Source organism: Planctomycetota bacterium (assembly GCA_035574235.1).
GTDB lineage: Bacteria > Planctomycetota > MHYJ01 > MHYJ01 > JACPRB01 > DATLZA01.
This window is the reverse complement of record DATLZA010000040.1, coordinates 1-7450: the sequence shown is the minus strand read 5'-3', so window position 1 is coordinate 7450 and position 7450 is coordinate 1. Positions and strand designations below refer to the sequence as shown.

Here is a 7450-nt window from a genome sequence, read left to right as displayed (position 1 = left end):
TGGAGATTCCGCCCTGCGAGGAGATCTTCTCGCCGATCCTGGCGGTGATTCCGCTGCAGCTTCTGGCCTACCACGCGGCGGTGGCCCTCGGACGCGACGTGGACCGTCCCCGCAATCTCGCCAAAAGCGTCACCGTCGAGTAGGGGGATCCGCCCCCGGGACCTGGCCCGAGGCGTCGCGAACCCGGCGCCGGAGTCAGAAAGCGGAGGCCGATTCCGAAACCGGGCGTTCCTGCCGCGCCCGGTCGGTGGCCCGCCGGACGGCGTTCAGGACTTCCTCGTTCTTGAACGGCTTGAGGATGAGGTCGTCGCCGCCCCGCTCCACGACGTCCATGAATTGCGGCCATCCGCCGTGGGAGCACAGAAGCACCACGTGGGTGCGGGGCGAAATGCTCTTGGTGCGCTCAAGAATGCTCAGTTCCTCCTCGGAGATGCTGCGTCCGCTGATGACCACGAGCTCCGGCTTGTGCTGGGAGACGTACTTCAGCGCTTCAATGCCCGACAACCGCGTCGCCACGAGATACCCCTCGCGGTCCAGGAGGGCGTAGAGGTCGGTCAGTTCGGTGGAATCCTTGTCCATGACGAGCACGAGGGGTTTGGAAGGGTGGCGCATGGCGGAGCCTCCAGGGTTTATCCCGCGCGAGGCGCGCGCGGCAGGAAAACGCATCCCGTAACCGTCTTACGGAGCCGGAACCGGCGAAAACGTTATGGGCCGCCGGATCAGATCCCGCCGGCGCCGTATTCTTCGCCTTCCTGCTGGCGGAGGATTTCCTCCTCGCGGCGACGGCGCTCCTGGAGCTGGGCTTCCGGGGGCGTGCGGCCGGCGGGTTCGGGCGGCGGGGCGGGGACGATGCGGCGGGCGCGGCCCTTCCCGTGCGCCTTTCTCCTGCCTTTTCCCTTGCGGGATCGGGGCATCGTGCTCTCCGCCCCGCGGATCCCCGGCGGAACCGCGCCGTTACGAGCGCTCCGAAGCGTCCGGAAGAGAGGTGGGGGCGGGGCGGGGGGATTCCGGCCCCTTGTTGAGGATCACCCAGTACATCCCGATCGCCTTGACCATTTCGAGGAGACCTTCGAAGCCCACGGGTTTGACCAGATACGAGTTGGCCCCCAGTTCGTAGGCCCGGTTCACGTCCCTCATCTCGCGCGACGAGGTCAGGACGATCACGGGAATGTGCCCGAGATGTTCCTGCTGCCGGATCCATTCGAGCACTTCGAGGCCGGACTTGCGGGGAAGCTTCAGGTCCAGAAGGATCAGGGAAGGCAGGGGATGCCGGCCGCGATCCGTATACGGAGGCCGGCCGGCCAGGTACTGAAGCGCCTCTTCGCCGTCGCGGACGATTCTCAGGGGATTGACCAGCGCCGCCTTGGCGAAGGCCCGCTGGATGAGAACAATATCGTTGGGATCGTCCTCGACGAGAAGGATCGTGAAATCGGTCACCCTCATGAGAGCCGCACGGTCGGAAAAAGTTACTCGAATACGGACAGGCCGGTCGCCGCGTCAGTCCCTCCGCAGGAGGTCGGCGTTCACGCCGAGCTTTTTCTGAAGGACGGCCTTGGCGCGATGGGCCAGGGCGCGCGCCGCCCCGGCGCGAATGTCCAGAATGCGGGCCACGTCCTCGTAAGGCAGCTCGTCCACGTAATGCAGGACGAAGACCTCGCGCTGCGCTTCGGTGAGATACCCGAGGGCCACGGCCAGCAGGCGGTTGCTCTCGCGGCGGATCGCGCTCGAGAGCGCGCCCCGCGTCCGGGGCCTTCGGATCCGGCATCCCCGTTCCAGCTTCTGGGAGTCCGCCAGTTCCGCTTCCTTGTTCTTGTCGCGCAGATAGTGCCGGCACATATTGAACGCGATCGAGGAGAACCACGCCCTCGGCTCGGCCTCCCCGCGGTAACTGTTGATGTGAAGCAGGCCGCGGGTGAAGGTCTCCTGGACGACATCCTCGGCCGCGGCCGCGCTGTGCAGGATCATGTACGCCATGCGCCAGATCCGGTCCGCGTGCCGCTTGAAGAGAACCGCGTAGGCGCCCATGTCCCCCTGGATGGCCTTTCGCATGAGCGAGGAATCGGGTTCCTCGTCGGACTTGAACTCCGGCGCGTTCGGCGGCGCGGCCGGAACGGGCGCCGGACCGGTCGCGTCCCGGGCATCCCCCGGAACAGGGTGGTCCACGGCGGTCTTGGGGACGTCCGATCCCATTCTCCCTCCCTCCTTCTCCCCGGGCGGCCGCGGGGCGGGTCCGGGCACGGCTCGTTCCAACATCTTATACCCAACCGATTCGCAGCGCAGACCTTAGCGGGCGCGGTCCGGGAAGTCAAGCACGGAGTCTTGTCTTGTACATAGATCCACAGACCCTGTCGGATGTTATGGGAGCGCGGCCGCCTCGCCGCCCCGACACGTAGACGAAAAGCGTCAAAAGCGCAAACCCGGCCGCCGGAAGGGCCGCGCCTCCGCCCTCGGACCCGCAAAAGCCCCCGAAGGCGACGCACGACGTCGCACCCGCGATCCCGGCCGAGGCGACCCACCACCCGAGGTCCCGGCCCACACCCTTCGGAACCCGCCGGCCCGCTCCCGTTATGACGGGACCATAACGCCGCCGCGCCGCGTGGGCTCCCCCTCAGGGACGGTCCTCTTCCGATCCCGCCCCATACCCCCCGCCGTGACGGTGAATGCATGAGATGGATCCATTATGCGATGCTTGCCTTGCCGGGACTCCTTCAAACCGACCGCGTGAGACCTCAGGAGCCGGCGGGGCCCCCGTCGCTGGAGATCCGGGTCTACCTTTGGGACGCGGCCTTCCGCCCCATCGATCCGCGCGACGCCTCCGCGTCCCTGCACGTCCGGGCCGCGGATGTTCTTAGCCGAACCCTGCCCATGCAGTTCACGCACCCCAAGCCGGAGGACGCGCTCCCGGCGGACCACGAGCACGCCGTCCGGCCCATCCGAGGCACACCGGGCTGGTGGGCCGAGATGGTTCTCCTGCGACCGCAGGGGGCTCCGCTCCCGACCGCCGAAGGACGCGCGCGCGCCCTGCCGGAAGGCTGGCCCGCCCGACACGACCACGCCGTCCCGTACCTCAAATCCGAGCTCGACCCTCTGGACCTTGCCGGCGCTTCGGAGCTGTCCGCCACGGTCGTTTTCCGGATCCGGGGGGAAGGCAAGCTCGCCCCGGGTTTCCGGTATTCGCTGGACCCCAGGAGGAACCCGTGATCAAGAAGGTGCGCGACGTCATGACGCCGGACGTGGAAACCCTGGAGCCCTCCGACTCGGTGGAGGAGGCCGCCCGCAAGATGCGCCTCTTCGACGCAGGCCTTTTTCCGGTCTGCGAAACCGACCGGGTCGTCGGGGTGCTGACCGATCGCGACATCACCCTGCGGGTGACCGCCGAGGGCCGTGATCCCGCCGCCACCCGCGTGGCCGACGTCATGACGCGCGAGCCGGCGTGCGTGGGCGAAGACGCGGATCTGTGGGAAGCCGCGCGGATCCTCTGCGAGCGCCGCGTGCGGCGGCTCCCGGTCCTGGACCGTCGGGGCCGGCTGGTGGGCCTCATCTCGGTGGGCCGCCTGGCCAAGATGAAAGAAGAAAAGCTGGCCGGGCACATCCTCAAGGCCGTGGTCGGACCGCGCGCGCTCTGACGTAACGCTTCACGCGGACGGACGCCCCAGAAAGGCCAGGCTCAGAAGCGCCGCCTGCTCCGCGCGATGCGCCCCGGCCGATCCCGTGGCGGGACTGGCGCTGGCGGCCCGCTTGACGCTCCGCAGGCGACGCCCGGCGGCCAATCTCTGAAGCGCCGGCCACACGCCGGAAAGGGCCCCCATGTTGGCCGGTTCCTCCTGGACCCAGACGACTTCCGCCGCCGGCGGCAGCGCCGCGAGGAGCCCGCTCAGCTCCTCCTCGGGGAACGGATAAAGCTCCTCGAGCGCGGCGATCGCGACCTTCCGCAGGCCCCGACGGTCCCGCTCCTGGCGCAGTTCGTGGACGATCTTGCCGGAGCCCAGGAGCAGACAATCCGTGTCCCTTCCGATCTCTTCCGCCAGCACCGGCCGGAACCCTCCCCGGGCCAGAGCCTCCAGGGGCGAGGCGGCCGCCGGGTGGCGCAACAGGCTCTTGGGCGTGAAGATCACGAGGGGCTTCCTCCAGGTCTGAAGCGCCTGCCGCCGCAGGAGGTGGAAGTACTGCGCCGCCGTCGTGGGCTGGCACACCTGCCAGTTGTCCTCGGCGGCCAGCTGGAGGAACCGTTCGACGCGGGCGCTGGAATGCTCCGGACCCTGACCCTCGTAACCGTGGGGCAACAAAAGAACCAGGCCCGAAAGCACCCCCCACTTGTCCTCCGCGGAGCTGACGAACTGGTCGAGGAGAACCTGGGCGCCGTTGGCGAAATCCCCGAACTGGGCCTCCCAGAGGACGAGCGCGTCGGGCGCCCCCAGGCTGTAGCCGTACTCGAAACCGAGCACGCCGGCCTCCGACAGGGGCGAGTCGAAGCACTCGACCGGAGCCTGTCCGGGGTCGAGGTTCGCCAGGGGCGCGTACTCGGCGCCGGTGCGGACGTCGATGAACACGGCGTGCCTCTGATTGAACGTGCCGCGCCGCGAGTCCTGGCCGCTCAGCCGCACGCGCGTGCCTTCGATCGCCAGCAGAGCGAAGGCCAGCGCCTCCGCCATGGCCCAGTCCACGGGGCGCTCCCCGCGCGCCATCCGCCGGCGCTCCTGGAGCAGCTGCAGAATCTTCGGATGCGCGGCGAAGCCCTCCGGGACGGCGGCCAGGCGCTCCCCCAACGCGCGAAGCCGGGCGGGTTCGGCGCCGGTTTCCACGACTCCGCCGCGGGGGCGCGGACCTCCGGAGTAGGGCGCCCAGACGGGACCCGGACGGTAGAGCGAAGGCCGGCGCGTCGCCTTCTCGGCGCGCTCCTGCGCCTCCTCCCAGGCCCGCCGCGCCCGTCCGGCGCGCGCTTCGGCTTCCTCCGCGGCGAAGCCGGCCGTCCCCGCGTAGGACTTCCAGAGCGGCGCGATCTTCGCAATCTCCCCGTATAGAAGCGGCTGGCTCACCGTGGGATCTTCCACTTCGCTGTGCCCGTGCCGGCGGTATCCGATGAGGTCCAGCACCACGTCGCTGCGGAACGCGGCCCGGTAGTCGGCCGCCATCGCCGCCGCGCGCGCCACCGCCTCCGGCTCCTCGCCGTTGACGTGGAAAATCGGGATCGGCAGCCGCCGCGCCGCGTCCGACGCGTGCCGGGACGAATGAAGCGCTTCCGGCGGGGCCGTGAACCCGATGAGGTTGTTGACGATGACGTGGACCGTCCCGCCGGCGGTGTAGCCCGGAAGGTCCGCCAGATTCAGCGTCTCGGCCAGGATTCCCTGGCCGGCGAACGCCGCGTCGCCGTGAACGAGGACCGGAAGCACCCGCCTCCGGTCTCCGCCGCGACGGTCCTGCTCGGCCCGGGCCAACCCCACCACGACGGGATCCACCGCCTCCAGGTGGCTCGGATTGGGAACAAGCGTCACCGGAAGCGGGCGTCCGTCCGGTCCCGACCACGCGCCCGTGGCGCCCAGGTGGTATTTCACGTCCCCGCCTCCGAGCACGCTCTGGGGATCCACGTCCTCGAAGAACGCGAAAAGGTCCTCCGCCGGCATGCCCAGAAGGTTCGCCATGACGTTCAGCCGGCCCCGGTGGGTCATTCCCAGGACGACCTTCTCCACGCCGGCGGCGGAAGCCCGCCGGAAAATCTCGTCCAGAGCGATCAGAAGCGCGGTGGCCCCTTCCGCGGAGTACCGCTTCGTGCCCAGGTAACGGCGCTGAAGCACCTGCTCGAAGGTGTCCGCGCGGACCAGGAGGTCGAGGAGGCGCGCGCGGTCCGGAACCGGCCCGGAAGAGGCCTCCATCCGATCCCGGACGAATGCGCAACGGTCCGGGTACGGCAGGTGCATGAACTCGACGCCGATGGGTCCGCAATAGACGCCGCGGGCTTCCTCCGCCTGAGGCCCCGGCGTGTCCAGCTCCGGATGCGGCCAGGGCTTCAGCCGCCCGAGGGGGTCCAGGCGGGCCTGGAGGTACCCCCATCGGCGGAAGGCGTCCCATACGGCGGCGGCCGTTCGCACGGCTTCATTGGACAACGGAACCGGGAGCCTGTCCACCGTACGATCCGGAGGGGTCCGCCGGGGTCACGCGCGGGCGCGGCTTCAGAAACGAAAATTCAGCGCCAGCGTGATCTGCCAGAAGTCCATCTCGTCGTCGTCGAACTCGCCGAACTGGCCGCCGGAAACGTCGTCGCTCTCGTCGAGAAAGATGTAGCGGACGTCGGCGTCGAGCGAGAAGGCGTCTCCGGCGAAGAGCTCCGCGCCCACGCCGACGTGGATGCCCCACACGCTGTCGGTCTCATCGTCGAGATCCTCCAGCTCGTCCTCGAAGCTGAAGCGCGTGAAGTACCAGCCGGCGCCGCCCAGCACGTACACCTGGAAGGGAAGTTCCGGAAAGGGGTACAAAAGCGCCGTGGCCTGCACGGGATATTGCGTCACCTCCACGCTCCCGTCGGCGAATTCGTCCTGGTGGAATTCGATCGATCCCTCGAGGGCGAATGCCGGCGAGAGGCGCAGGCGCGCCTGCACGCCGCCGAACCACGTGCCGCGGTCCGCATCGCGCGCCCGAAGGTAGCCGGCCCGGGGTCCCAGAGAAAATCCCGTCCGCGGAGGCTGCACCTGGGAGGCCTCCTCGAAGAGATCCTCCTCTTCCGCGCCGGCGAGCGGCTCTTCCTCGACCAGAGTCCGGGGCAGAGGATCGATCGCCAAGACAGCCTCTTCTTCCTTCGGAGCCGGCGTCCGAACCGCGTCCCCTTCCCCCCATGCCGCGGGGGCCGCCATGAGAACTCCCATCACGGTGCACAGCGACGCGACGTTCATGAACAAACCCTCCCTGATCTCAGGTTCGCCTGCAAGGTGGGGGCACGGCCGAAGGGAAAAACCCACACCCTCCCTATTAAGAGACAAACGCTCCGCGAACGTTACGTCGAAACGGCGACATAACATCCGTCCCCGCGCCGCGTCAGGCGTGCAGACCGGCCTGGAGACTTTCGGAAAGGAGGTTCCGGTGAGGCACGCGCTCGCGACCGCCTTGGTCCTGGCGCTTGCGGCGGGCTGCGCCCGCCCGCGGCAGCAGCGCCACGGCGCCGACTCGGACGCCCGCGACGGAAACGATGCGGCTCAGGTGACCGACGTCGTCTGCGGCATGAAATGTCCCCGGGAGAACGCCTTTTCGACCGTTTTCGGGGGCCGGACCTACTACTTCTGCCACGACCGCTGCATGACCGAGTTCCAGCGCAACCCGGGAAAATATGCCGAGGACGCAACGGGCCAACCCGGGGCCCCGGAGGAACGCAAGCCTGCCCCTCAGGACCGCAATGCGGGCGAGCCGTACCGGAAGCCCTAGGTCCCTGGACGCCGGTTGGAGGCGGGCGGGCGCCACGCCC

At 69.0% G+C, this 7450-nt stretch carries 9 protein-coding genes; 3 read left to right on the top strand and 6 right to left on the bottom strand.

Going from position 1 to position 7450, the window contains the following annotated elements; all coding sequences use genetic code 11:
- Positions 1–195: 195 nt before the first annotated feature.
- The 4 genes from VNO22_03325 to VNO22_03310 all read right to left on the bottom strand — a co-directional run bounded on the left by VNO22_03325 (position 196) and on the right by VNO22_03310 (position 2190).
- Complete coding sequence (locus VNO22_03325; GenBank protein HXG60384.1) at positions 196–612, bottom strand: response regulator; 417 nt, start codon at positions 610–612, stop codon at positions 196–198.
- Positions 613–719: 107 nt separating this feature from the next.
- Positions 720–914 carry a hypothetical protein gene (locus VNO22_03320; GenBank protein ID HXG60383.1) on the bottom strand — a complete coding sequence of 65 codons (195 nt, stop codon included), beginning with the start codon at positions 912–914 and terminating at the stop codon, positions 720–722.
- Positions 915–954: 40 nt separating this feature from the next.
- The gene (locus VNO22_03315) at positions 955–1443 is read right to left on the bottom strand and encodes a response regulator (GenBank protein ID HXG60382.1); all 489 of its coding nucleotides are present in this window, start codon (positions 1441–1443) and stop codon (positions 955–957) included.
- Between the two features lie 54 nt (positions 1444–1497).
- Positions 1498–2190, bottom strand: a complete 693-nt coding sequence (locus tag VNO22_03310; protein HXG60381.1) for an RNA polymerase sigma factor — start codon at positions 2188–2190, stop codon at positions 1498–1500.
- A gap of 474 nt (positions 2191–2664) precedes the next feature.
- Between VNO22_03310 and VNO22_03305 the strand changes: the two genes are divergently transcribed.
- Complete coding sequence (locus tag VNO22_03305; GenBank protein ID HXG60380.1) at positions 2665–3201, top strand: hypothetical protein; 537 nt, start codon at positions 2665–2667, stop codon at positions 3199–3201.
- The gene (locus VNO22_03300; GenBank protein HXG60379.1) at positions 3198–3626 is read left to right on the top strand and encodes a CBS domain-containing protein; all 429 of its coding nucleotides are present in this window, start codon (positions 3198–3200) and stop codon (positions 3624–3626) included. The genes VNO22_03305 and VNO22_03300 overlap by 4 nt, the downstream gene beginning before the upstream one ends.
- 9 nt (positions 3627–3635) lie before the next feature.
- On the opposite strand, the gene VNO22_03295 is transcribed toward VNO22_03300, so the two are convergent.
- Together VNO22_03295 and VNO22_03290 are read right to left on the bottom strand one after the other, a co-directional pair.
- Entirely contained in the window at positions 3636–6086 is a 2451-nt protein-coding gene (locus VNO22_03295) for a 2-oxoglutarate dehydrogenase E1 component (GenBank protein ID HXG60378.1), read from the bottom strand.
- A gap of 81 nt (positions 6087–6167) precedes the next feature.
- Positions 6168–6884 carry an outer membrane beta-barrel protein gene (locus VNO22_03290; protein ID HXG60377.1) on the bottom strand — a complete coding sequence of 239 codons (717 nt, stop codon included), beginning with the start codon at positions 6882–6884 and terminating at the stop codon, positions 6168–6170.
- A gap of 187 nt (positions 6885–7071) precedes the next feature.
- On the opposite strand from VNO22_03290, the gene VNO22_03285 reads away from it, so the two are divergent.
- Positions 7072–7410, top strand: a complete 339-nt coding sequence (locus VNO22_03285) for a YHS domain-containing protein (GenBank protein ID HXG60376.1) — start codon at positions 7072–7074, stop codon at positions 7408–7410.
- Positions 7411–7450: the final 40 nt, after the last annotated feature.